The sequence below is a fragment of the Streptomyces pseudoechinosporeus genome (assembly GCF_054783935.1).
Genome location: NZ_BAAGPS010000024.1, coordinates 218,099 through 239,862, shown reverse-complemented (window position 1 = coordinate 239,862; position 21,764 = coordinate 218,099). Strand labels below are relative to the sequence as shown.

21 protein-coding genes and 1 pseudogene are annotated in these 21,764 nt (G+C 69.5%); 13 read left to right on the top strand and 9 right to left on the bottom strand.

Translation table 11 applies throughout. The annotated features are described in order from the left end of the window. The first annotated feature begins 145 nt into the window (after positions 1-145). Together ACYVO6_RS26490 and ACYVO6_RS26485 are read left to right on the top strand one after the other, a co-directional pair. Positions 146-2,224: a SpoIIE family protein phosphatase gene (locus ACYVO6_RS26490; RefSeq protein WP_461065288.1), complete on the top strand. Its 2,079-nt coding sequence runs from the start codon at positions 146-148 to the stop codon at positions 2,222-2,224. Between the two features lie 47 nt (positions 2,225-2,271). Then, a complete protein-coding gene (locus ACYVO6_RS26485) occupies positions 2,272-3,135 on the top strand; it encodes an Fpg/Nei family DNA glycosylase (protein ID WP_461065286.1) in 864 nt (287 codons plus the stop codon). 28 nt (positions 3,136-3,163) lie between these two features. Here the strand turns inward: ACYVO6_RS26485 and ACYVO6_RS26480 are convergent, their stop codons facing one another. The 3 genes from ACYVO6_RS26480 to ACYVO6_RS26470 form a co-directional block, all read right to left on the bottom strand. Next, complete coding sequence (locus ACYVO6_RS26480; protein WP_461065284.1) at positions 3,164-3,808, bottom strand: anti-sigma factor family protein; 645 nt, start codon at positions 3,806-3,808, stop codon at positions 3,164-3,166. A 196-nt stretch (positions 3,809-4,004) separates the two neighbouring features. After that, positions 4,005-4,520: a hypothetical protein gene (locus tag ACYVO6_RS26475; protein ID WP_461065282.1), complete on the bottom strand. Its 516-nt coding sequence runs from the start codon at positions 4,518-4,520 to the stop codon at positions 4,005-4,007. 135 nt (positions 4,521-4,655) lie between these two features. Further along, a complete protein-coding gene (locus ACYVO6_RS26470) occupies positions 4,656-5,201 on the bottom strand; it encodes a sigma-70 family RNA polymerase sigma factor (protein WP_461065280.1) in 546 nt (181 codons plus the stop codon). Positions 5,202-5,483: 282 nt separating this feature from the next. Between ACYVO6_RS26470 and ACYVO6_RS26465 the strand changes: the two genes are divergently transcribed. Further along, on the top strand, positions 5,484-6,626 hold the full coding sequence (locus tag ACYVO6_RS26465; RefSeq protein ID WP_461065278.1) for a CapA family protein: 1,143 nt from the start codon (positions 5,484-5,486) through the stop codon (positions 6,624-6,626). On the opposite strand, the pseudogene ACYVO6_RS26460 reads toward ACYVO6_RS26465, so the two are convergent. Together ACYVO6_RS26460 and ACYVO6_RS26455 are read right to left on the bottom strand one after the other, a co-directional pair. Then, a pseudogene (locus ACYVO6_RS26460) lies at positions 6,613-6,813 on the bottom strand (amino acid permease C-terminal domain-containing protein); the annotation flags it as partial. The gene ACYVO6_RS26465 and the pseudogene ACYVO6_RS26460 overlap by 14 nt on opposite strands. A gap of 45 nt (positions 6,814-6,858) precedes the next feature. Then, the gene (locus ACYVO6_RS26455; RefSeq protein ID WP_461065276.1) at positions 6,859-7,332 is read right to left on the bottom strand and encodes a universal stress protein; all 474 of its coding nucleotides are present in this window, start codon (positions 7,330-7,332) and stop codon (positions 6,859-6,861) included. Between the two features lie 193 nt (positions 7,333-7,525). Here ACYVO6_RS26455 and ACYVO6_RS26450 point away from each other — a divergent pair, with 193 nt between their 5' ends. Then, entirely contained in the window at positions 7,526-8,365 is an 840-nt protein-coding gene (locus ACYVO6_RS26450; RefSeq protein WP_461065274.1) for a polysaccharide deacetylase family protein, read from the top strand. A gap of 77 nt (positions 8,366-8,442) precedes the next feature. Here the strand turns inward: ACYVO6_RS26450 and ACYVO6_RS26445 are convergent, their stop codons facing one another. Next, the gene (locus ACYVO6_RS26445; protein WP_461065272.1) at positions 8,443-9,105 is read right to left on the bottom strand and encodes a class F sortase; all 663 of its coding nucleotides are present in this window, start codon (positions 9,103-9,105) and stop codon (positions 8,443-8,445) included. A gap of 333 nt (positions 9,106-9,438) precedes the next feature. On the opposite strand from ACYVO6_RS26445, the gene ACYVO6_RS26440 reads away from it, so the two are divergent. After that, on the top strand, positions 9,439-9,933 hold the full coding sequence (locus ACYVO6_RS26440) for a hypothetical protein (protein WP_461065270.1): 495 nt from the start codon (positions 9,439-9,441) through the stop codon (positions 9,931-9,933). A 91-nt stretch (positions 9,934-10,024) separates the two neighbouring features. On the opposite strand, the gene ACYVO6_RS26435 is transcribed toward ACYVO6_RS26440, so the two are convergent. Both ACYVO6_RS26435 and ACYVO6_RS26430 read right to left on the bottom strand, forming a co-directional pair. Then, on the bottom strand, positions 10,025-10,354 hold the full coding sequence (locus ACYVO6_RS26435) for a hypothetical protein (RefSeq protein WP_461065268.1): 330 nt from the start codon (positions 10,352-10,354) through the stop codon (positions 10,025-10,027). Between the two features lie 21 nt (positions 10,355-10,375). Continuing rightward, positions 10,376-10,546, bottom strand: a complete 171-nt coding sequence (locus tag ACYVO6_RS26430; RefSeq protein ID WP_461065266.1) for a hypothetical protein — start codon at positions 10,544-10,546, stop codon at positions 10,376-10,378. A gap of 340 nt (positions 10,547-10,886) precedes the next feature. Here ACYVO6_RS26430 and ACYVO6_RS26425 point away from each other — a divergent pair, with 340 nt between their 5' ends. The 3 genes from ACYVO6_RS26425 to ACYVO6_RS26415 all read left to right on the top strand — a co-directional run bounded on the left by ACYVO6_RS26425 (position 10,887) and on the right by ACYVO6_RS26415 (position 15,145). Beyond that, a complete protein-coding gene (locus ACYVO6_RS26425) occupies positions 10,887-11,876 on the top strand; it encodes an SCO0930 family lipoprotein (protein ID WP_461065264.1) in 990 nt (329 codons plus the stop codon). A gap of 315 nt (positions 11,877-12,191) precedes the next feature. After that, the gene (locus tag ACYVO6_RS26420; RefSeq protein ID WP_461065262.1) at positions 12,192-13,004 is read left to right on the top strand and encodes an SAM-dependent methyltransferase; all 813 of its coding nucleotides are present in this window, start codon (positions 12,192-12,194) and stop codon (positions 13,002-13,004) included. After that, complete coding sequence (locus ACYVO6_RS26415) at positions 13,001-15,145, top strand: putative bifunctional diguanylate cyclase/phosphodiesterase (RefSeq protein WP_461065260.1); 2,145 nt, start codon at positions 13,001-13,003, stop codon at positions 15,143-15,145. Before ACYVO6_RS26420 ends, ACYVO6_RS26415 begins: the two co-directional genes overlap by 4 nt. A 186-nt stretch (positions 15,146-15,331) precedes the next feature. Here the strand turns inward: ACYVO6_RS26415 and ACYVO6_RS26410 are convergent, their stop codons facing one another. Beyond that, positions 15,332-16,213 carry a LysR family transcriptional regulator gene (locus ACYVO6_RS26410; RefSeq protein WP_461065258.1) on the bottom strand — a complete coding sequence of 294 codons (882 nt, stop codon included), beginning with the start codon at positions 16,211-16,213 and terminating at the stop codon, positions 15,332-15,334. 83 nt (positions 16,214-16,296) lie between these two features. Here ACYVO6_RS26410 and ACYVO6_RS26405 point away from each other — a divergent pair, with 83 nt between their 5' ends. The 5 genes from ACYVO6_RS26405 (at position 16,297) to ACYVO6_RS26385 (ending at position 21,761) form a co-directional block, all read left to right on the top strand. Then, on the top strand, positions 16,297-17,004 hold the full coding sequence (locus tag ACYVO6_RS26405) for a succinate dehydrogenase (protein WP_461065256.1): 708 nt from the start codon (positions 16,297-16,299) through the stop codon (positions 17,002-17,004). Between the two features lies 1 nt (position 17,005). Further along, positions 17,006-18,958 (top strand): fumarate reductase/succinate dehydrogenase flavoprotein subunit, encoded by a 1,953-nt coding sequence (locus ACYVO6_RS26400; RefSeq protein WP_461065255.1) that lies wholly within the window; start codon positions 17,006-17,008, stop codon positions 18,956-18,958. After that, positions 18,955-19,704, top strand: a complete 750-nt coding sequence (locus ACYVO6_RS26395; RefSeq protein WP_189326134.1) for a succinate dehydrogenase/fumarate reductase iron-sulfur subunit — start codon at positions 18,955-18,957, stop codon at positions 19,702-19,704. Before ACYVO6_RS26400 ends, ACYVO6_RS26395 begins: the two co-directional genes overlap by 4 nt. A 255-nt stretch (positions 19,705-19,959) precedes the next feature. Further along, complete coding sequence (locus ACYVO6_RS26390) at positions 19,960-20,730, top strand: GNAT family N-acetyltransferase (RefSeq protein ID WP_461065252.1); 771 nt, start codon at positions 19,960-19,962, stop codon at positions 20,728-20,730. A gap of 251 nt (positions 20,731-20,981) precedes the next feature. Continuing rightward, the gene (locus ACYVO6_RS26385) at positions 20,982-21,761 is read left to right on the top strand and encodes a lysophospholipid acyltransferase family protein (RefSeq protein ID WP_461065485.1); all 780 of its coding nucleotides are present in this window, start codon (positions 20,982-20,984) and stop codon (positions 21,759-21,761) included. The last annotated feature ends 3 nt before the right edge of the window (positions 21,762-21,764 follow it).

Here is a 21,764-nt window from a genome sequence, read left to right as displayed (position 1 = left end):
ATCGCCGTCGTGGTTCCTCAATTGATGGTTGCGCTCTTCATCGCTTTCATCGTGGCTCCTTCCCCGGGGTGCGAGTCGAATCCGCTCAGATCTCGGTGGTGACAAGAAGTCGAAGATTTGGCCAATCCCTGGCAAGGTATGGCCCATGGTTGATCGGGGAGCGAGCGCCCTGTCACTCCCGGACGACTGGCCCGCCCACCCGGACCCGATCCTGGCGCTCAACCGTATGGGCAGCTTCGACTGGGACCTGGACACCGGGATCATGCAAATGGACCCCCAGGCCCACGAGATCTTCGACATGCCCCCCGGTGAGTACGACGGCCGTCTCGAGACCCTGTCCCCGCGGGTGCCACCGACTGAGGCCCACCGCCTGGACACCCATGTCTCCCAGGCCATCAAGGACGGCAGCGAGAACTACGGGGCGTACTTCCGCATCCGCCGCCGCGACGGCACGTTGCGCTGGACCCACACCCAGGGCTACATCCGGCGCGACGAGACGGGCCGGCCGCGCCGCGTCATCGGCATCATCCGTGACGCCACCCAGGAGCTGATCGAGAGCGAGGCCCAGCGCGAGCAGGCGGCCCTCGACGAGTTCCGCCGCCGGCAGACGAACGTCGTGCAGATCGCCACCGCCGCACTCGCGCACGCCCGCACCGTCCAGGACGTCATCGACGTCCTCACCGACACCCACGGACTGACCCACCTCGGTGCGACAAGCCTGGTCATGGGCCTGGTGGAGGCCGGCCGGATCCGCCTCGTCGCGGAGGGTCCCACGGGCAGCTTCGTACCCGGTACCCGGGTCACGCGCATAGACGAGCAGTACCCGATGAGCGAGGTCGTTCGCACCCTCACCCCGCGCTTCATCGAGTCCCCGGAGGACTTCGCCGAGTCGTACCCCCTGCTGTGGCCGCACATAACCGGCCTTCACATCACCTCGGCCGCCTATCTGCCGCTGATCGCGCAGGCCCGCCCCATCGGCGCACTCGGCCTGCTCTACCACGACAAGCGGGGCTTCACCGCAGAGGACCGTAACGTCCTCGTCGCCCTGGGCAGCAGCATCGCGCAGAGCCTCCAGCGGGCCATGCTCTACGAGCAGGAGAAGGACCTCGCCCAGGGCCTCCAGCAGGCCATGCTGCCGCGCTCCATTCCCAGCGTCCCCGGCGCCGACATCGCCGTCCGCTACCGTTCGGCCTCGCTCGGCCGCGACATCGGCGGCGACTGGTACGACGTCATCCCGCTGCCCGGCGGCCGGGTCGGCGCCGTCATCGGTGACGTGCAGGGCCACGACACCCATGCGGCGGCCGTCATGGGCCAGCTGCGCATCGTGCTGCGCGCCTACGCCGCCGAGGGGCACACGCCCGCCACCGTCATGGCGCGCGCCTCGGTGTTCCTCGACGAACTCGACACCGAACGCTTCGCGACCTGCACCTACGCGGAGGCCGACCTGTCCACCGGAGTGGTCCAGATCGTGCGGGCCGGCCATATCGACCCACTGATACGCGACCCGGACGGCAGCTGCCACCGGCTGACCGTCGAAGGGGGACTGCCGCTCGGTCTGTCCGCCGAGTTCGGGCGGCTGCACTACCAGGTCGACACCTTCGAACTCGACCCGGGCCAGACCCTGCTGCTGTACACCGACGGGCTTGTCGAACAGCCGGGAGTGGATCTCGACGAGGGGATGAAGACGCTCCAGGCACTCGTGCACACGGGCCCCGACGACGTACGCGACCTCGCCGACCGGCTCATCGACGTGGCCGAGGAACGCGGCGGCGACGACGATGTCGCGCTGCTCCTGCTGCGCCGCCTCGGCCATGATGTCGCGCAGCAGTCCGGCGGACGGCTCCAGCAGCACGTCGGGCCGGGCGATCCGGAGGCGCTCGCGGGCGCCCGGCACATGATCCGCGCCGCGGTGGCGGCCTGGGGTGCCGAGGACCGCGCCGACGAGGTCGAGCTGGTTGCCGACGAGCTGATCACCAACGCCCTGATGCACACCGAGGGCTCCGCGATCGTCACCCTGAGGGCCCTCACCGGCTCCGACCGCCGCCTGCGCGTCGAGGTCGAGGACGCCTCCAGCGCGCTGCCGCGCCGCCGCGAGGCGGGGGAGTGCGGAGTCTCGGGGCGCGGACTGCTGCTGGTGGACCGGCTCGCGGACGTGTGGGGCGTGGAGGCGCGCGGCGGCGGCAAATGCGTATGGTGCGAGTTCATCGTGCCGGAACGGAACTGACAACTGCCGCGCACGGCACCGTCGGCACCGGATGGCACTCTGGACGTATGCCGGAACTTCCCGAGGTCGAAGCGCTCAAAGGCTTCCTGACCGAGCATCTCGTCGGCCATGAGATCGTGCGCGTGCTGCCCGTCGCGATCAGCGTCCTGAAGACGTACGATCCGCCGCTCGCCGCCCTCGAGGGCCGTGAGGTCACGGCCGTGCACCGGCATGGCAAGTTCCTGGACCTCTCGACGGACGGCGGCCCGCACTTCGTGACGCATCTGGCCCGCGCGGGCTGGCTCCAGTGGAAGGACCGCCTGCCCGACGGCGCGCCCCGGCCGGGCAAGGGCCCGCTCGCGATACGCGTCGCCCTGGAGACGGGCGAAGGCTTCGACCTCACCGAGGCGGGCACGCAGAAGCGGCTGGCCGTGTACGTCGTACGGGAGGCCGGCGAGGTCCCGGGAGTCGCCCGGCTCGGCCCGGATCCGCTGTCCGACGACTTCGACGAGAGACGCTTCGCCAAACTGCTCGAGGGGGAGCGCCGCCAGCTCAAGGGCGCGCTGCGCGACCAGAGCCTGATCGCGGGCATCGGGAACGCCTACAGCGACGAGATCCTGCACGCGGCCCGGATGTCCCCCTTCAAACTGGCCGCCTCACTGACCGCCGAGGAGACCCACCGCCTGTACGAGGCGCTGCGCACCACCCTCACCGAGGCCGTCGAGCGCTCGCACGGGGTGGCCGCCGGGCGGCTGAAGAAGGAGAAGAAGAGCGGGCTGCGGGTGCACGGCCGCACCGGTCAGCCGTGCCCGGTGTGCGGCGACACCATCCGCGAGGTCTCCTTCAGCGACTCGTCCCTGCAGTACTGCCCGACCTGCCAGACGGGCGGCAAGCTCCTCGCGGACCGCAGGTTGTCCAAGTTCCTGAAGTAGCCCCGGGGACCAGGAGTGCCCCGAGGGATCAGGGGGCCTTGAGCTTCACCAGCGTCTCGTCGCCGGTGCGCACCTCGTACTGGACGATCTCGTCGGTGTGCATCGACGCGGAGGCCTGCATCGGGCTGGGTGTGCCGCCGCCCGCCTGCCAGTTCATCAGGGTCTCCTCCGAGCCGTCGCTGCCGATGGCGACGAACTGGCAGGGCTGGGGCTCGGAGATGCCCTTGACCATGAAATCCACCTCGCTGCCATAGGCCCGGTCATGGGTGGTGACCTCGGCCCACACACCCGTACCGGGGTCGGTCGCGGCGACCCGCTGTCCGTCCGCGTCGGATCCGCCGGACAGCACCGCCACCGCCGGCCCGCCCACCGCGATCACCACCGCGGCGGCGACGGCGAACAGCCAGCGCGTACGCCCTTTCCGGCGTGACTTGACCACATCCTCCAGCAGCCGGTCAAGGAGCGCCGGGCCGGGCCTGGTCATGGGATTGATCGTGCGCGGAGTCGCCTCAGCGTACGCCCGCAGGGACCGTGTCGTGGGGGCGAGTTCGCGTATCTGCATCGCGCACTGAGGGCACTCCATGAGGTGGTCCTCGAAGCGGAATGCATCCGCGGCGTCCAGCACGCCGAGCGCATAGGCGCCGACGTCGCGATGGCGTTCCAGGGACCTCATACCTCATCCTCGTGGCGATGGTGAGAGCTAGGAGTAGCTGCTTGCCCACCGGTACGCAGGAGAACGCCGAATCACTCAAGCCCCGTCGGAAACCAATCAGGGGATTCGGAGCCGGAGCGCCCGCGGATTGGTCGCGAACCAAAAAAGTCGCGGATCAGAAAAGGTCGGAGAACGGAAAGGTCACGGAGGTCACGGATCAGAAAAGGTGGATCGCGAGATGCCCCAGCGGCAGTCCCAGCCGCCAGGCCGGCGTCCACACCTTCGGGCCGTCGTCCTCGCCGGGCACCGGACCGCCGCCCGGCACCGCGTCCAGGTCCGGCGCGAGGAGTTCGGTCTCCTCCAGCCAGCGCCAGGCCGCCGTCGCCAGATCCAGGTCCGGTGCAGGACTGCCCGATTCGACCGCCTCGGCCGCCAGCCCCGCAAGCCGCTCACGCACCCAGTCCTGCCACGGCTGGTCGTACGCCGTCAGCGAAAGCCAGGTCTCCAGCTGCGAGACGACGCGGATGCCGGAAAGCTCACCGCTCGTGTCCGACAGGAAGATGGTCAGCGCCAGCGCATCGCGCCCGGCGCGGAACTCGAATGACGTCGGTGGCATCAGGTCCCCGGTACGCAACAGCTCATCGGCGATGTACTCGGCGTACAACCACGCCATGGGTACGACGAGTTCACCGCCGCCGGTGCCGTCCGTGCTCTCGTGGCCTCTGTGCAGCATCCCTTCCTGCCTTCCTCCGGTACATGCGCGTCGCCCGACCCCGGGCCCCATTCCGGAACACGGATGAGGACAGCCGATTACTCAACAGAGGGTCTCGGCAAGGCGCTTTACGGAGGTTTGACTCGACCATTGGTTTCACCGCAGGTCGGGTGCGTATCCCGGAAGTACCCGGCGCAGGGCGCGCAGCGCGTAGTACGCGCGGGACTTCACCGTACCGGGCGGGATACCGAGCTCCGCGGCGGCTTCCGCCACACTCGCACCGCGGAAATACACTTGCACCAGGACTTCCCTGTGCTCGGGAGTGAGTGTCTTCACAGCCTCGCGCACATCGAGGGTGGCCGCTGACCTTTCCGCGTGATCGGCACAGACCCGCGCGCTCTCCAGTACGGCGTCCCCGACCTCGGCGGGCCGCGCCTGACGGGCCCTGCGCGCGTCGATGGCGAGCCGTCGCCCCACGGTCAGCAGCCAGGGCCGTACGGAGTCGAAGTCGTCGGCCCGCAGCGCCTCGGGGTGCTGCCAGGCGCGTACCAGTGTTTCCTGCACCAGATCCTCGGCGCGCTGCCGGTCTCCGTCCGAGAGCCTCAGCAACAGGGCGAAGAGCGGTGCGCCGTGCTCCCGCTGCAACTCGGCCAGCTCGTGCTCGGCGGTCGTCCTGCTCGTGATGGTCGTGGCGGCCGTCATGGCCGTATGTCAGCGCAGGTCGCTCCGCCGGGACAGGCCATGCGCGCGGCTCGTCGGCGGACGGTCGAACCTGTCGACGAACGGTGCGATGAACGGTCGATCGGGGGTGGCCGGTGGCTGACGCCGGCAGTCTCCGACTGGCCGGAACGGCTCGTTCGCCAGGCCGGATGGGCCGGTGGGGTCCGTCTGAGCTACCTGGCCGGTATGGCTCCTTGACCCCTGTGTCGCCTCTGGGTGGATTCGTAGCTATTAATACTTAAATACGACCACACCGGAGCGGACTTGAAGACTTCACACAGGCGACCCACGACCCTGGCAGTCCTGCTCCTCACGGCGGCAGCCGTCGGCTGTCAGCAGGCGCAGGAGCCGCCCACACGGACCGGAGATCCCGCGCCGCACGCCCGAGACGCCCGCTTCACGCTCGTCGCCTCCGGCGACGTCCTGCCGCACAGCTCGATCATCCGCCAGGCGAACGCGGACGCGGGCGGCAGCGGATACGACTTCCGGCCTATGCTCGCGGGCGTCAAATCCGTGGTGGCCCGGGCCGATCTGGCGATCTGCCACATGGAGACGGTGTACGGCGCGGACGGCGACTACAGCGGCTACCCCCTCTTCAAGTCCCCGCCCGAGGTGGCTGCGGGCCTCGCCGCCACCGGCTACGACGCCTGCTCGACCGCCTCGAACCACACGCTCGACGACGGCCCCGCGGGCATCCACCGGACCCTCGACGCACTCGACCGGGCAGGCGTACGGCACGCCGGATCCGCCCGCACCGCCGCCGAAGCGAACACGCCCACCCTCCTGCAGGCGGGCCCCGCGAAGGTCGCCCACCTCGCGTACACGTACGGTACGAACGGCATCCCGCTCCCCGAGGGCAGGCCCTGGGCGGTGAACCTGATCGACCGCGACAAGATCCTCGCGGACGCCCGGGCCGCCCGGAAGGCGGGCGCCGACGTCGTGGTCCTCTCCCTGCACTGGGGCACCGAATGGCAGGACGCCCCCGACGCACAGCAGCTGCGGCTGAGCAAGGAGCTCACCGAAGCCCGCACGGACGGCCGCCCCGCCGTCGATCTGATCCTCGGCACCCACGCCCATGTCCCGCAGGCGTACGAGAAGGTCAATGGCACCTGGGTCATCTACGGCATGGGCGACCAGATCGCCGGAGCGATGGTCAACCACAGCGGTGCCCACGACCCGCGCGGCAACGAGAGCACCATCGGCCGCTTCACCTTCGCCCCGCCCGCCGAACCCGGCGGCCGGTGGAAGATCGAGAAGGCCGAGTTCGTACCGCAGTGGTTCGACACCGGCTCCCACCGCGTGGTGAACCTGAACGAGGCGTCGGCCCAGAGCGCCGTACGTGACCGGATCCGCCAGGTCGTCCTCAGCCGGGGTGCGGCCGAGGACGGGCTCGTCATGGGGAAGTAGGCCCAGTCGTCTGCGAATTCCCCTCCGCTTCCGCCTTGGCCAGCTCCGAGCGCCGGTACGAGTACGCGAAGTAGACGACGAGCCCGAGCAGGAACCACACGGCGAACCGCGCCCACGTCTGCCACTGCAGGAACGTGATCAGCCAGATCGAGAAGACGACGCCTACCGCGGACACGAACGGCATCCACAGGATGGCCCGGTGGCAGCCGTGCCGGAAAGGGCTACGCGTCGGTTACGGCACAACCGTCACGGGCCATCGCCCGGCCTTCACAAGGCGTACGGCCACGGAGCCGATGAAGCGGTGCCCCGCCTGCTCGGACGCTCCCACCACGACGGCGTCCGCCTTGAGTTCGTCCGCCGCGGTGACCAGACCGCTGTACGCGTCGCCGCGAAAGGTGTGGAACTCCCAGCGGACCTCGAATATGTCCTTGACCTGCTCAGCCGCCTCGCGCATGTCCCGGACGAGCCCCTGGGCGATCTCGTCGGTCGTATCGGCGACCGGAGCCCCGGCCGCGGTGCCCGCCGCCAGCACCGGCTGGACGTACACCACGGCGAGCAGCGCCCGCTGCCGCCGGGCCAGACCGGCGGCGTAGGCCACGGCACGCAGCGAGGAGTCGGAGCCGTCCACACCGGCCACGATGACCTTCGGCCCGTCCGTGCCCCGCTCGAAGCCCTGTGATTGCCCTGGTGAGTGCTGTTCCGTCACGGCGCCGAGGCTATCGGAACGCGCAGGTCCCGCCGCGGGCGGGGAACCGGCCGGGTGCACACGCTGACGGTGAGTGAGACGCGCTACCGTCCGTGCTTGTACATCGCGCCGAGCTGGTCCCAACGGGTGTTTTCGTGCGGCCGGACCGGTGGCGGTGCGCGTCTCAAGGCCTCGGCCGGGCGACTGATTAATCATGAAAAAGGATCAAATGCTCTCCCGGCGCGGGGCATTGCTCATCGGCGCCGCCGTCCTGGGAGCGGCCGGTACGGCACGCCTCCTCGCCGCCGATCCGGCCCAGCCACCGAGCCGACCTTCCACGGACCCCGCCGCGGGCTCCCCGCAGGGCCGCGCCCGGCGGGCCTCCGCCTACCGGCTCCAGCCCATCGCCGGATACGGCTCCGTGCCCAGGACGCCGGGGCGGACCCTCGTACGGCACGAACCGTTCCTGCGTATCGCGGGGCGCGGCCCCAGCATGGTGCTGACCTTCGACGACGGCCCCGACCCTCGCTACACCCCCCACGTCCTGCGCACCCTCAAGGCCCACGATGTGCGCGCGATGTTCTTCGTGTGCGGCTCGATGGTCGTCGAGAACAAGGACATGCTCCGGGAGATGGCCGACGAGGGACACATCGTCGGCAACCACACCTGGTCCCACCCGCTGCTGACCCGGCTGACCCGGTCCGCGATCCGCTCCGAGATGGAACGCACCAGCGAGATCATCGAGAAGGCGTACGGGGAACGGCCGGGCTGGTTCCGCGCACCGTACGGGGCTTGGAACCGGGCCGTCTTCGAGCTCGGCGCCGAACTCGGCATGGAACCGCTCGCCTGGACCGTCGACACCCTCGACTGGCAGTCACCCGGTGCCCGCACCATCGAACGCCGGGTCATGAACGGCGCGGCTCCGGGTGTCGTGGTCCTCGCGCACGACGCGGGCGGCGACCGTTCGCAGAGCGTCCGCGCGTTGCGCGACTATCTGCCGCGACTGCTGGACTCGGGCTATCACCTCACCGTGCCCCGGCGGCAGTTCACGTAGGCCGACGAGAATCCGCCGACTCAACGGGGGGCCGGCGGAATTCCACGGGACTTTCGCCCGCCTGGTCGGGGGAACGCTCAGCGAACCTCGATCAGGCGGGTGAACACGACGACGTTCCCGTCGTAGCCGTTCTGCTGGGAGAAACCGCCTCCGCAGGTGATGACGCGCAATTCGGGAACTCCGGTGTCGCCGTAGACGCGGTCGCCGGGGAAGTTGTTCTTCTCGAACACCTCGATGCCGTAGATCTCGAATACGGCGAGCTTTCCGTCCTTGCGCATGACCTCCACGCGCTGTCCCTTTTTCAGGGCCCCGAGAGCGTAGAAGACGGCGGGGCCCTGCTTGTTGTCCACATGACCGACCATGACGGCCGTGCCCTTTTCGCCGGGCGAGACCGCGCCGGTGAACCAGCCCGCGAGATTCGGGTCCTCCGGCGGGGGCGCGTCCACCCAGCCCGCCATGTCGAGCCCCACCGGCATGACGGGGGCATCGACCTGGATCGCGGGGATGCTGATGCGGTCGACCTCGGAGAACGGCAGCGGAGCCGGTCCGCTCAAGCGGGCCTTCGCGGGCGCGCGGCTCTCCGCGGCTGCGGCCGTCGCGGGCTGCGGAGGACCCACGTCGAACTCCCCCGAACCATTGCGAATAAGTGCGAGACCGGTCAGCAGAACAAGCGCCAGCACGCCCCAGGGAGCACGCTTCCTCTGCCGCTCCTCCTCTTCGGCCAGCTCGGACGCAGACATTCGCAAACCCCTCTCGACGCGGCCGTCGCCACGTCACTCGCGCATACGAGAACGCTAAGTCCAAGGCTCCCGGCAGGCGACGGTAGACGCGCGAACGGGTGGCTCTCCCAGAGGCCGTGCGCCATCCGAGTCGCCGCGGTCAGAGAAATTTCTGACAGTCGTGACCTGCGGCAATATCCGATTGTGATCCTTATCCGCGGCGTGTCCACTCACCAGGACGGAGCATTCTCGAAATGCGGCCCCGTGCACGGCATCTGAGAGTCTGTCTGGGAGGTGTTTTCTCGCCGATTCGACCCGGGGACGGTTCCCGGGGCGCCTTCCGCGGAGGATCACATGCGTATCACTCGTGCCCTGGCGGTCTCTGCGACAGTTGCCCTCACCCTCGGTCTCGCTGCCCCCTCGGCCGCGGCCCGGGATGCCTTTGACCACCCGAGCAACATCGTCGCCACACCCAGCGCCGTCGCCCCGGGTGGGCAATTGACGGTCACAGTCGACGGGTGCCCCAAGGGCGGCCACATGACGTCGGACGCGTTCCCGCGGACGGAACTCAGGCCGATCCACCACAGCAGCGACAGGTCCAAGGGGGTTGCGACCATCCACCGGAACGCCAGGCCCGGTGCCCACCACATCACGGTCGACTGCGACGGAAAGACGCTCACCAAGGACAACGCGTTCACCGTCATCGGTGGCGCCCAGGGCGGTATCGGCGGCAGCAGCTCCAGCGGTGCCACGCCCACCGACATGGCGATCGGCGGCGGACTGATGGGCCTCGCGCTCGTCGGCGGCGCGGTGTTCTGGATGCGCCGCCGCTCCGAGAGCAGGGCCTGATGAAGCAAGGCCTGACGACTTCCAGCCCTTCGCCCCGGACCGCGCGGTCCGGGGCGAAGGGCTGGAAGGTGACGGGCTGGAAGATGAGCCGTCAGTTGTGCTCGTCGGCGGTGCGGCGGTTCGACCAGTGGTACGCCGCGCCGACCGAGCCCGCAACGAGTGCGAGGCCGAGGCCGATGTCGCCCAGGTCGAAGCCGGCGATGGTGCCGCCGACACCGGCCTGGACGCCCTTGTTGGCGTACATGTACGACTGGCCCGGCTGCTGCCCGGCCGTGATGGTGAGGTCCTTGTGGCCGTACTCCTTCCCGCACTGGAAGGCCACCTGTTCCCCGGAGCCGGGCTCGGCGCCCCAGCCGACGGTGGCCGTGGCCGAGTGCTGCCCCTTGGGGATCACCACCGGGTCGAAGACACCCGAGAACACCTTGACCTCGGTCTCGCAGCCTCAGACGGACAGCGTGACGCGGTCACCCGCGGCGGCAGTCGTGGGGGAGACATCGAAACCGAACGAGGCGGTCCCGCGATGGCCACCATCCGCGGCGACGACCGCCGGCGCGGCCAGGGCCAGGGCGCCGGCGCCCAGCAGTGCGGCCGAAGCGAGGTGTGTCGCGCGCATGGTGAAACCTCCGGGTCCCGAGGAGCAGCCGCGGACCTTTTCCGCTTGCGCCGCACATGCACCTCGATGGTCGAAACGCCAAAAAGGTCCGGGACCGGGCGCGATCGCAGGAGTCCGAATGGGGCACCGGCTGCCCTCGCGACGCGGCCAGGGGCGAGAACAAGCCATTCCGGGGATGCCGAGTCACAGCCGAGTCACATACGGCGCAGGTTTCACGGGCGTTACTCAAAGAATCTTGCGAGCCGCTTGAACGCTCCCGGCCTTCTCGCCCGTACCTAGGGCCATACGCGGCGCGGTGGTGCGCCGCAACATCTGAGTGATTAGCGGGGAGTTACCCAAAATGAAGACCTCCTGGCGGAGCGCCTCCCTCGTAGCGGCCGCTGCGGCCCTGGCGCTGACGACTGCGTGCGGCTCGGACACCCCCCAGTCCACGGGAAGCCAGAACGTGGGGGCGGCGCCCGCCGCCAATGGGGTAGGCAATGACTACGGGGCCGGTACGAGCACGCCCACTGCAGGTGCGGGGCAGGCCGGTGCCGGTGCGCAGGCGCAGACCGCCGGCCAGCTTGCCGTGTCGAAGAACAAGGCCCTCGGCGAAGTGGTCACGGACGGCGCCGGTATGACGCTCTACCGTTTCGACAAGGACACCGCCTCACCGCCGAAGACGAACTGTGAAGGCGACTGCGCCACGGCCTGGCCCCCGGTCCCGGCCTCGGACGCCACCGCTGCGGCGGGCATGGACAAGACGCTGCTCGGTGAGGTCACCCGTGCCGACGGTACGAAGCAGCTGACCCTCGACGGCTGGCCGCTTTACCGGTACGCGAAGGACACGAAGGCCGGTGACACCAAGGGCCAGGGTGTGCAAGGTACTTGGTACGCATCGGCGCCCGACGGCAAGAAGGCGGCGGCGGACGCCGCAGAGGCCGGAGCCGGTGAAGACGCCGGGGCGGAGGCCGCCGACCTGCCCGGCCTTTCGACCCGACAGGACCCTGAGCTGGGCGAGGTCGTCGTCGACAAGAACGGCTACACGGTCTACCGCTTCGAGAAGGACGTCCCGTGGCCGATGAAGTCGAACTGCGTCGGTGAGTGCCTGGAGAAGTGGCCGGTCGTCGAGCCGGTCGACGCCGCCGACACCAAGGGCATCGACAACAAGGTCGACGGCCGCCGCGGCTACGTCGTCCTGAACCGCCCGGACGGACTCAAGCAGCAGAGCATCGACTGCTGGCCGATGTACACCTTCGCGGGCGACAAGAAGCCCGGCGACACCAACGGCCAAGGCGTGGGCGGCACTTGGTACGCCATGGCGCCCGACGGCAGCGCGATCAAGAAGTAGACATCACCCGAGCACGACGGACCACGCAACACACAACCCACGGAAGGGAGTGGTCGCCAGAAAGCAGACAACTGACACGCCGCAAGGACTGAGCAACCGCTCAACCCCCGGTCCACCCCCTCCGCACCGCACGGAGGGGGTTGGCCGTTTTTCACCGCTCTCAGGGCTTCAGAGCGATTTCGTACGACGTCAATTCCGCATGTGCCCCGGGCAGTGACCGGGAACGGATGGTCAATTTCCGTTTCCGCTCGCCTCGTTGGCAGGCGATCAGTAGCCTCAGCTCGAACACCGGATCGCCTACGGTTGGAGAGATAGATGGAGCGTCCCGCCTGGGCCCCACGTGGCATCGACATCTCGGTGCCGAGCGTGAGCCGCATCTACGACTACTACCTGGGCGGATCGCACAACTTCGACGTCGACCGGGAAGCAGCCCGCAAGGCGATGGAGTTCATGCCGGGCCTTCCGAAGATCATGCAGGCGAACCGCGCTTTCCTGCGCCGAGCCGTCCGTTTTGCGGTGGACGAGGGCATCACCCAGTTCCTGGACATCGGCTCCGGCATCCCCACCTTCGGCAATGTCCACGAGGTGGCCCAGAGCGCCAGTCCCTCAGCACGCGTCCTGTACGTCGACAACGACCCGGTCGCCGTCGCGCACAGCCAGGCCGTACTGGAGGGCAACGAGGACGCTGACGTCGTCGCCGCCGATCTGCGCAAGCCCCAGGAGATCCTGGCGAGTTCCCAATTTCAGCGCCTGATCGACCAGAATCGGCCAGTCGCCCTCCTTCTCGTTGCCATACTTCATTTCGTGGAGGACGAGGACGACCCGTACGAGGCGGTGGCGCAGCTGCGCGACGCGCTCGCGCCGGGCAGCCTGCTCGTCGTCACGCATGCCTCGTACGAGGGCATCCCGCTTCCCCCAGAGCGGGCTGAAGGTGCGGTCGACGTCTACAAGAACATTCGCAATCCGCTGATCATGCGCTCGCGCGACGACATAGCGCGGTTCTTCGAGGGGTACGACATGGTGGAACCCGGACTGGTGCCGATGCCGGAATGGCGGCCCGACACGGCACTCGAGGACGAGGATCCGTATGCCTATTCCGGGTTCGCCGGCGTGGGGCGCACGGCGTGACCGCGGAGCCGGACGGGCCGGAGGACAGACTCCGCAGGTTCGCGACGATCTGGAGCCGGGCTGTCTTCCCGGTCACGGCGACGTCGTTGACCCGCCCCGAGTTCGAGCTGGAACTGCTGCCGCTCGCCCGGCGGTTGAGCGAGGCGCTGCGGGCCAGGACGTTCGACGCGGCCGAAGGCCAGGCGGTCGGCGCCGCGCTGATCGACGCCCACTGCACCGAACCGGAGGCGCTCAGCCGCGCACTGGACTGCGTGGACGCCTACTTGGTGCTCTACTGCGGCGGAGATGGACCGCAGGAGGACCTGCGCAGCCGCTCGGCGCGGTTGCAGCACGCCATGGCCGCCGGGTTCGCGCAGGCGCTGCGGGAGCGGACGCTGGCCGAACAGGAAGCCATCGCGCGAGCGGCCCTCCAGGCTCAGGGGGTGGTCGCTCAGGCGCTGCACGACAGCGAGGCGCGGTTCCGCGCGGTGTTCGAGGGCGCGGCCATAGGAATCGGCATCGCGGACCTCGACGGCAACGTCCTGCAGGTGAACAAGGCACTGCTGCGGATGTTCGGCGGCACCGAGGAAGCCGTGCGCGGCCGCAGCGTGGTCGACTGGACGCACCCCGACGACGCTCCTCAAGTCTGGCGCCTGTACGAGGAGTTGGTGCGCGGTGATCGTGAGCACTACCACGTGGAGAAGGCCTTCTACCGACCCGACGGAACGGTTCTGTGGACCAATCTGACGGTCTCTCTGCTGCGTGATGCCGACGGCCGGCCCCAGTACCAGCTCGCCCTCATGGAGGACACCACCGAACGCCGGCTGCTCAATCTGCGGCTGCGGTACGAGGCGACCCATGACGCCCTCACCGGACTGCCCAACCGCACCCTGTTCTTCGAGCGGCTCGAAAAGGCGCTGTCCGCGGGTGAGGGCATGCGCTTCGGGCTCTGCTATCTCGACATCGACGGCTTCAAGACCATCAACGACAGCCTCGGGCACGCCGCCGGTGACCGGCTGCTCGTCGAGGTCGCCGACCGGCTGCAGTCCTGCGCGACCGCGCCAGGCGAGATGGTCGCCCGGCTCGGCGGCGACGAGTTCGTGGCGCTGACCACCGGGCCCGACACCGAGACCGAGGTCGACGCGCTCGCCGACCGCATCATGAACGCGCTCGTCACCCCGGTCCGTATCGACGGCCGGGAACTGACCGTCCGCGGCAGTATCGGCATCGTCGAGGGCCCGGCCGGCGAACGCGGCCCGGCGGAGGTGCTGCGCAGCGCCGACATCACGATGTACCGAGCAAAGTCGGCGGGCGGCAACCGCTACGAGCTCGCCGACCCCGAGGCCGACGCCCGCGCCATCACCCGCCACGGACTCACCACGGCACTGCCCGCGGCTCTGGACCGCAGCGAGTTCTTCATCGAGTACCAGCCGCTCGTCCATCTCGGCGACGGCAGCGTACGCGGCGCCGAGGCACTCGTCCGCTGGCTGCACCCGCAGCACGGTGTGCTCGGCCCCGACCGGTTCATCCCGCTCGCCGAGCACACCGGCCTCATCGTCCCGCTGGGCCGCTGGGTGCTGGAGCAGTCGGTCCGCCAGGCCTGCGCCTGGCAGGAACGTCACGGCGGACAGGTGGCCGCGGGCCCGTTCCGTATCAACGTGAACCTCTCGCCGTGCCAGCTGACCCACCCCGGTCTGGTCGCCGACACGGTCGACATCCTGGAGCGCGCCGGGCTCGAACCGAACTCCCTCTGCCTGGAAGTCACCGAGTCCGCCCTGATCGGCGCCGACGACGACCTCCTCAAGCCGCTGCGCCGCCTCGCCGAGATGGGCGTCGACATCGCCCTCGACGACTTCGGCACGGGCTACTCCAACCTCGCCAACCTGCGCCGCCTCCCGGTCAGCATCCTCAAGCTCGACCGCTCCTTCACCCAGAGCATGCAGCAGTTCCCGGCGGACCCGGTCGACCTGAAGATCGTCGAGGGCATCGTCTCCCTCGCCCACAGCCTCAATCTCACGGTCACGGTAGAGGGCGTGGAAACGGGCGCCCAGGCAGAGCAGCTGAGAATCCTGGGCTGCGACACGGCCCAGGGCTGGTACTACGCCCGCCCGGGTCCGCCGGACCGCCTGCACGAACTGGCACTGGTGGACGCGGCGGGCTGAACGGTACGAGGGGAGCGGCGGTCGCCGGGTGGCGTTGCGGCGACCGCAGCGCCCCGTCAGGGGCGCGGGGCTGTATCAATTTGCGGCTCCGCCGCGTGGGCGCGGCCAGCCACGACGGACCCGCAGACCTGGATGGCGCTTCAAACAACGGCGCTCCCAGGACCGGCTCCCCAGCGGAGCGGACCGTCACCGCTCAAGCAACATCCGCTGGAGTTCCCGAGCCGCCCGAGGCGGAGCCACGTCACTCCGGTGCGCCAGCGCGATCGTCCGATGCAGCCCCGGCCGTGCCAACGGAGTGACCCGTAGCCCGCGCCCCGCCCGAGTAGCCACCATCCGTGGCACCACAGCAACCCCGAGCCCCGCCCGCACAAAGCCCAACACCGCGTCCATCTCACCGCCCTCCACCGCGAAGTCAGGCTCGAACCCAGCGGAGCGACACGCGGCGACCGTCAGCTCCCGCAGGTCGTACCCGTGCCGGAACATGACCAGCCGCTCACCCTCCAGGTCCCCAATCCGCACCGTACGACCCCGCCCCGGCGCGGGTGCGTCCGGGGACGACACCACCACCAGGTCCTCCCGCAGCACCTCGACCGTGGTCAGCGCGGGTGACGGCGTGGGCAGGGGCAGGACAACGAGGGCGAGATCGAGCGCACCGCGAGCGAGTTCCCGTACGAGATCATGCGAACCGCCCTCCTCGATCAGCAGCTGGATGCCCGGATACCGGTCGTGGAAGGCGCGCAGCACGTCGGGCAGCAGCCCCGTGCACACGCTAGGAGTCGCACCGAGACGAACCCGCCCGCTGCGCAGCTGAACCAGTTCCCCCACCTCGTGCCGAGCCGTCTCCGCGTCGGCCAGGATGCGGCGGGCCAGCGGCAGCAGCGCCTCGCCCGCGTCCGTGAGCGTGATGTTGCCGCGTGCCCGCAGGAACAGATCCGCCCCCAACTCCCGCTCCAGTGCCTTGATCTGCTGGGAGAGGGACGGCTGCGCGACATGGACGAGGTCCGCGGCCCGGGTGAAGTGCCGGGTCTCGGCGACGGCCACGAAGTACTGGAGCTGCTGGAACTGCACCCCATCATCATAGGCTCTGGCTATCGAAACCAGCCAGACCATGTCTTGGACCGATCGGTGCTTCTGGTCCTACCGTGCGTGGCATGGCTCTGGCAACGCGGACGGACCGAAAACCGTCCATGACACGCACGATGTGGGACTCCTCCGTCGGCAAGAAGACGGTCATGGCCGTGAGCGGTCTGATCATGCTGGCGTACCTGGTCGTCCATATGCTGGGCAACCTGAAGATCTTCTTCGGATCCGACGAGTTCAACGAGTACGCGCACTGGCTGCGTACCCTCGGCGAGCCCTTCCTGCACTACGAATGGGCGCTGTGGATCATCCGCGTCGTCCTGGTCGCCGCCGTCGTCGCGCACGCCGTCTCCGCGTACCAGCTGAGCCGCCGCGACATCAAAGCGCGGCCGACCAAATACGTACACAAGAAGCCGCGGGCCGGCTACGCGACACGGACGATGCGCTGGGGCGGGATCATCCTCGGGCTGTTCATCGTCTGGCACATCCTCGACCTGACGACCGGCACCGTGCACCCGGACGGCTTCGAGGCCGGACACCCGTACCAGAACGTGATCGACACCTTTTCCACCTGGTACGGCAACGTCATCTATCTCGTCGCGGTGCTCGCGCTCGGCCTGCACATCCGGCACGGCTTCTGGAGCGCGGCGCAGACCCTCGGGGTCGGCAGCCGCACCCGCGACCGTGCCTTCAAGACCATCGCCAACATGCTCGCGCTGGTGCTGACGGTGGGCTTCGTCTCCGTACCCGTGGGCGTGATGACCGGAGTGGTGAGCTGACATGACCGCTGAGTACGCCGACTACACGACCGGGGAGCCGGTCGTCGACGCCAAGGCCCCCGAGGGGCCGGTGAACGAGCGCTGGGACACCCGCCGTTTCGAGGCCAAGCTGGTCAACCCCGCCAACCGCCGCAAGCACACGGTGATCGTCGTCGGCACCGGCCTCGCGGGCGGCTCCGCGGGGGCCACGCTCGCCGAACAGGGCTACCACGTCGTGCAGTTCTGCTATCAGGACTCGCCGCGCCGCGCCCACTCGATCGCCGCGCAGGGCGGCATCAACGCCGCCAAGAACTACCGCAACGACGGCGACTCCATCCACCGACTGTTCTACGACACCGTCAAGGGCGGCGACTTCAGGGCCCGCGAGTCCAACGTCCACCGCCTGGCGCAGATTTCGGTGGAGATCATCGACCAGTGCGTGGCCCAGGGCGTGCCCTTCGCCCGCGAGTACGGAGGCCTCCTCGACACCCGGTCCTTCGGCGGCGTACAGGTGTCCCGGACCTTCTACGCCCGCGGGCAGACGGGCCAGCAGCTGCTGCTCGGCGCGTACCAGGCGCTGTCCCGGCAGATCGCCGCCGGCAACATCGAGATGCATCCGCGGACCGAGATGCTGGACCTGATCGTCGTGGATGGCCGGGCGCGCGGGATCGTGGCCCGCGATCTGATCACGGGCCGTATCGACACCTACTTCGCGGACGCCGTCGTCCTGGCGAGCGGCGGCTACGGCAACGTCTTCTACCTGTCGACGAACGCCATGAACTCCAACGCCACCGCGATCTGGCGGGCGCACCGGCGCGGCGCGTACTTCGCGAACCCCTGCTTCACGCAGATCCACCCGACGTGCATTCCGCGCACCGGCGAACACCAGTCGAAGCTCACGCTGATGAGCGAGTCGCTGCGCAACGACGGCCGGATCTGGGTGCCGAAGGCGAAGGGCGACCAGCGGTCCGCGAACGAGATCCCCGAGGACGAGCGCGACTACTACCTGGAGCGCATCTACCCGTCCTTCGGCAACCTCGTGCCCCGCGACATCGCCTCCCGGGCCGCCAAGAACGTCTGCGACGAGGGCAGGGGGGTGGGCCCCGGCGGCCAGGGCGTGTACCTGGACTTCGCGGACGCCATCAGGCGCATGGGCCGCAAGGCCGTCGAGGCCAAGTACGGCAACCTCTTCGACATGTACCAGCGGATCACCGACGAGGATCCGTACGAGGTGCCGATGCGGATCTATCCCGCCGTCCACTACACGATGGGCGGACTGTGGGTCGACTACGACCTCCAGACCACCATCCCCGGCCTGTTCGCGATCGGCGAGGCCAACTTCTCGGACCACGGGGCGAACCGGCTCGGCGCCTCGGCGCTGATGCAGGGGCTGGCCGACGGCTATTTCGTACTGCCGTCGACGATCAACGACTACCTCGCCCGCAATCCGCACCACGAGAAGGTCTCGGCCGAACACCCCGTCGTCCAGGAGGTGCTGGCCGAGACCGAGGACCGGCTGAGCCTGCTCCTCGCCGTCGACGGCGACCGCACCCCCGACTCCTTCCACCGTGAACTCGGCGAACTTATGTGGGAGTTCTGCGGAATGGCGCGTACGGAGACGGGGCTGCGCAAGGCGCTGGAGCGTATCCCACAGATCCGTGAGGAGTTCTGGCGGCGCATCAAGGTCCCCGGCACCGGCGAGGAGTTCAACCAGTCGCTGGAGAAGGCGAACCGCGTCGTCGACTACCTGGAACTCGCCGAGCTGATGTGTCTCGACGCGCTGCACCGAAGCGAGTCCTGCGGCGGCCACTTCCGCGAGGAGTCCCAGACCCCGGACGGTGAGGCGGAGCGCAAGGACGAGGAGTTCTCGTACGCGGCGGCCTGGGAGTTCACCGCCACCGGCGATGCGCCGGTTCTCCACAAGGAAGACCTCGTCTTCGAGTACGTTCACCCCACTCAGCGGAGCTACGCATGAAGCTCACCCTGCGCGTCTGGCGGCAGCGGAACGCCGACGCCGACGGAGCGATGTCCACGTACGAAGTGGACGACATCTCGCCCGACATGTCCTTCCTGGAGATGCTCGACACCCTCAACGAGGAGCTCATCCTGGGTGGCGAGGACCCCGTCGCCTTCGACCACGACTGCCGTGAGGGCATCTGCGGCGCGTGCTCGCTCGTCATCAACGGCGACGCGCACGGTCCGGAGCGTACGACCACCTGTCAGTTGCACATGCGGTCCTTCAAGGACGGCGACACGATCGACATCGAGCCGTGGCGAGCCTCCGCCTTCCCAGTGGTGAAGGACCTGGTGGTCGACCGGTCGGCGTTCGACCGGATCATCCAGGCCGGCGGCTACATCACCGCGCCGACCGGCGCCGCGCCCGAGGCCCACGCCACACCCGTACCGAAGCCGGACGCGGACTTCGCGTTCGAGCACGCCGAGTGCATCGGCTGCGGGGCCTGCGTGGCGGCCTGCCCGAACGGGGCCGCGATGTTGTTCACCTCGGCGAAGATCAACCACCTGAACGTGCTGCCGCAGGGCGCTCCCGAGCGCGAGACCCGGGTGCTCGACATGGTGGCGCAGATGGACGAGGAGGGCTTCGGCGGCTGCACGCTCACCGGCGAATGCGCCACCGCCTGCCCGAAGGGCATCCCCCTGGTCTCCATCACCGGCATGAACAAGGAGTGGCTGCGCGCGACCCGTAAGTCGGGCAAGCGTTAGCCGTACGTCGTTCGCCGTCAAGGTGCGGACGGGCGGGGCCGGGAGTGGTGCTCCCCGGCCCCGCCAAGCCTTGTCAGGGCCGCCGCACCCGGGCATTCAACAAGCCCACATCCCACCTCTCTGCGTAGGTTACGCGCCGGTCAGCCGGCGTCGGGAGAACAGGAAGGAGCACGCCGTACCCAACCGGCCTGCTCACCCTCCGCTCCGCTCACCTCCCGCCGCACACCGGCCAACGTCCCCAGGAGAGAGCCAGCCATGACCGGCGTAACCACGCTCGCCAGCCCGCCGCAGGCGACCGCACCCACCCGCTACACCGTCACTCTGGCCCGCGACGAGGCGGACGTGCTGGCCGCGCAGCGGCTGCGCCACGACGTCTTCGCCGGGGAGATGGGCGCCCTGCTGTCCTCCCCGCAGCCGGGCCTCGACATCGACGCCTTCGACGCCTACTGCGACCACCTGCTCGTCCGCGACACGGTGAGCGGGCAGGTCGTCGGCACCTACCGGCTGCTGCCGCCGGAGCGCGCCGCGGTCGCCGGACGGTTGTACTCGGAGAGCGAGTTCGACCTCGGGCCGCTCGCCGGGATCCGCTCCGGGCTCGTCGAGGTCGGCCGCTCCTGCGTCCACCCCGACCACCGGGACGGCGCTGTCATCGGTCTCATCTGGGCCGGTATCGCCCGCTACATGGTGGAGGGCGGCCACGAGTGGCTCGCGGGCTGCTGCTCCATCCCGCTGGCCGACGGCGGCACGCTCGCCGCGGGCACCTGGGACCGCGTACAGGAGAAGTACCTGGCGCCCGAGGAGTACCGCGTACGCCCGCTGCTGCCCTGGAACCCGGAGGGCATCCAGCGCCCGGCCCGCACCGAACTCCCCGCGCTCCTGCGCGGCTACCTCCGCCTCGGCGCCTGGGTCTGCGCGGAACCCGCCCACGACCCCGACTTCGGCGTGGCCGACCTGTACGTGCTGCTCCCGATGCAGCGCGTCAACTCCCGCTATCTGCGGCACTTCCTGTCGCTCGTGCCGGCCTGATGAACGCCTCCCGTGTAAATGTGACGGGCGCGTTCCGCATCGGCGTGCTGCTTCGCCCGCGGCGCGGCGTGGCGGCCCTCGCGAGCCCAGGCGCGGGCACGGCCACGCTCCCGGGCCGCCGGCCGGTGCCCCGCGCACGCCGTGGCGGGACGCAGGTCGCGGACCGCCCCGGTGTGCCGTCCTCGGGCACCGCCCCGGCCAGTGCCTGGCTGCCCAGCGCCCCGTGCACCCCGCATGCCTGCGTGGAATCCATGGGGTCCCTGGCCGCCGTACCGCGGGCCGTGCTGCGGCTGACCGTGGTCGTGGCCGTGCTCCTCGTCGGGATCGTGCTGATCCCGGTCGTCGGACGGCTCGCGGATGTGCGGCGTGACCGTGCCATCCGGCTCTGGTGCCGGACGATCGTGCGCTCAGTGGGCGTACGCGTACAGACCACCGGAGCCGCCCCGCCCACCGGCGGGCTGCTGCTGGTCGCCAACCACATCTCCTGGCTGGACATTCCGCTGCTCGCGGCCGTCCGTCCCGGGCGGATGCTGGCCAAGGCCGAGATCCGGCAGTGGCCCGTGGCGGGCGCGCTGACCGCGAGCAGCGGTGCGCTGTTCATCGAGCGGGACCGGCTGCGCGCGCTGCCGACGACGGTCGCACGGATCGCGGACACCCTGCGCGGCGGCGCCGCGGTCGTGGTCTTCCCGGAAGGCAGCACCTGGTGCGGCCGGGCCCAGGGCCATTTCCGCAGGGCCGTCTTCCAGGCCGCACTGGACGCCGCCGTACCCGTCCAGCCGGTGCGCCTGCACTACCGGCTCGACGGGGGAGCGGCGACCACGGCACCCGCGTTCGTCGGGAGCGACTCGCTGCTCGCCTCGGTGTGGCGGGTCGTGTCGGCGCGCGGCCTCGTGGCCGAGGTACGCGTACAGCCGGTGCTCGCGCCGGGCAGCGCACCCGACCGGCGGACCCTGGCCCGCGCCGCCGAGACGGCCGCCACCCACCGGAACTGCGCGAACTCGGAGGAAGATCACAGACCTGTCGCTGCCTAGGTC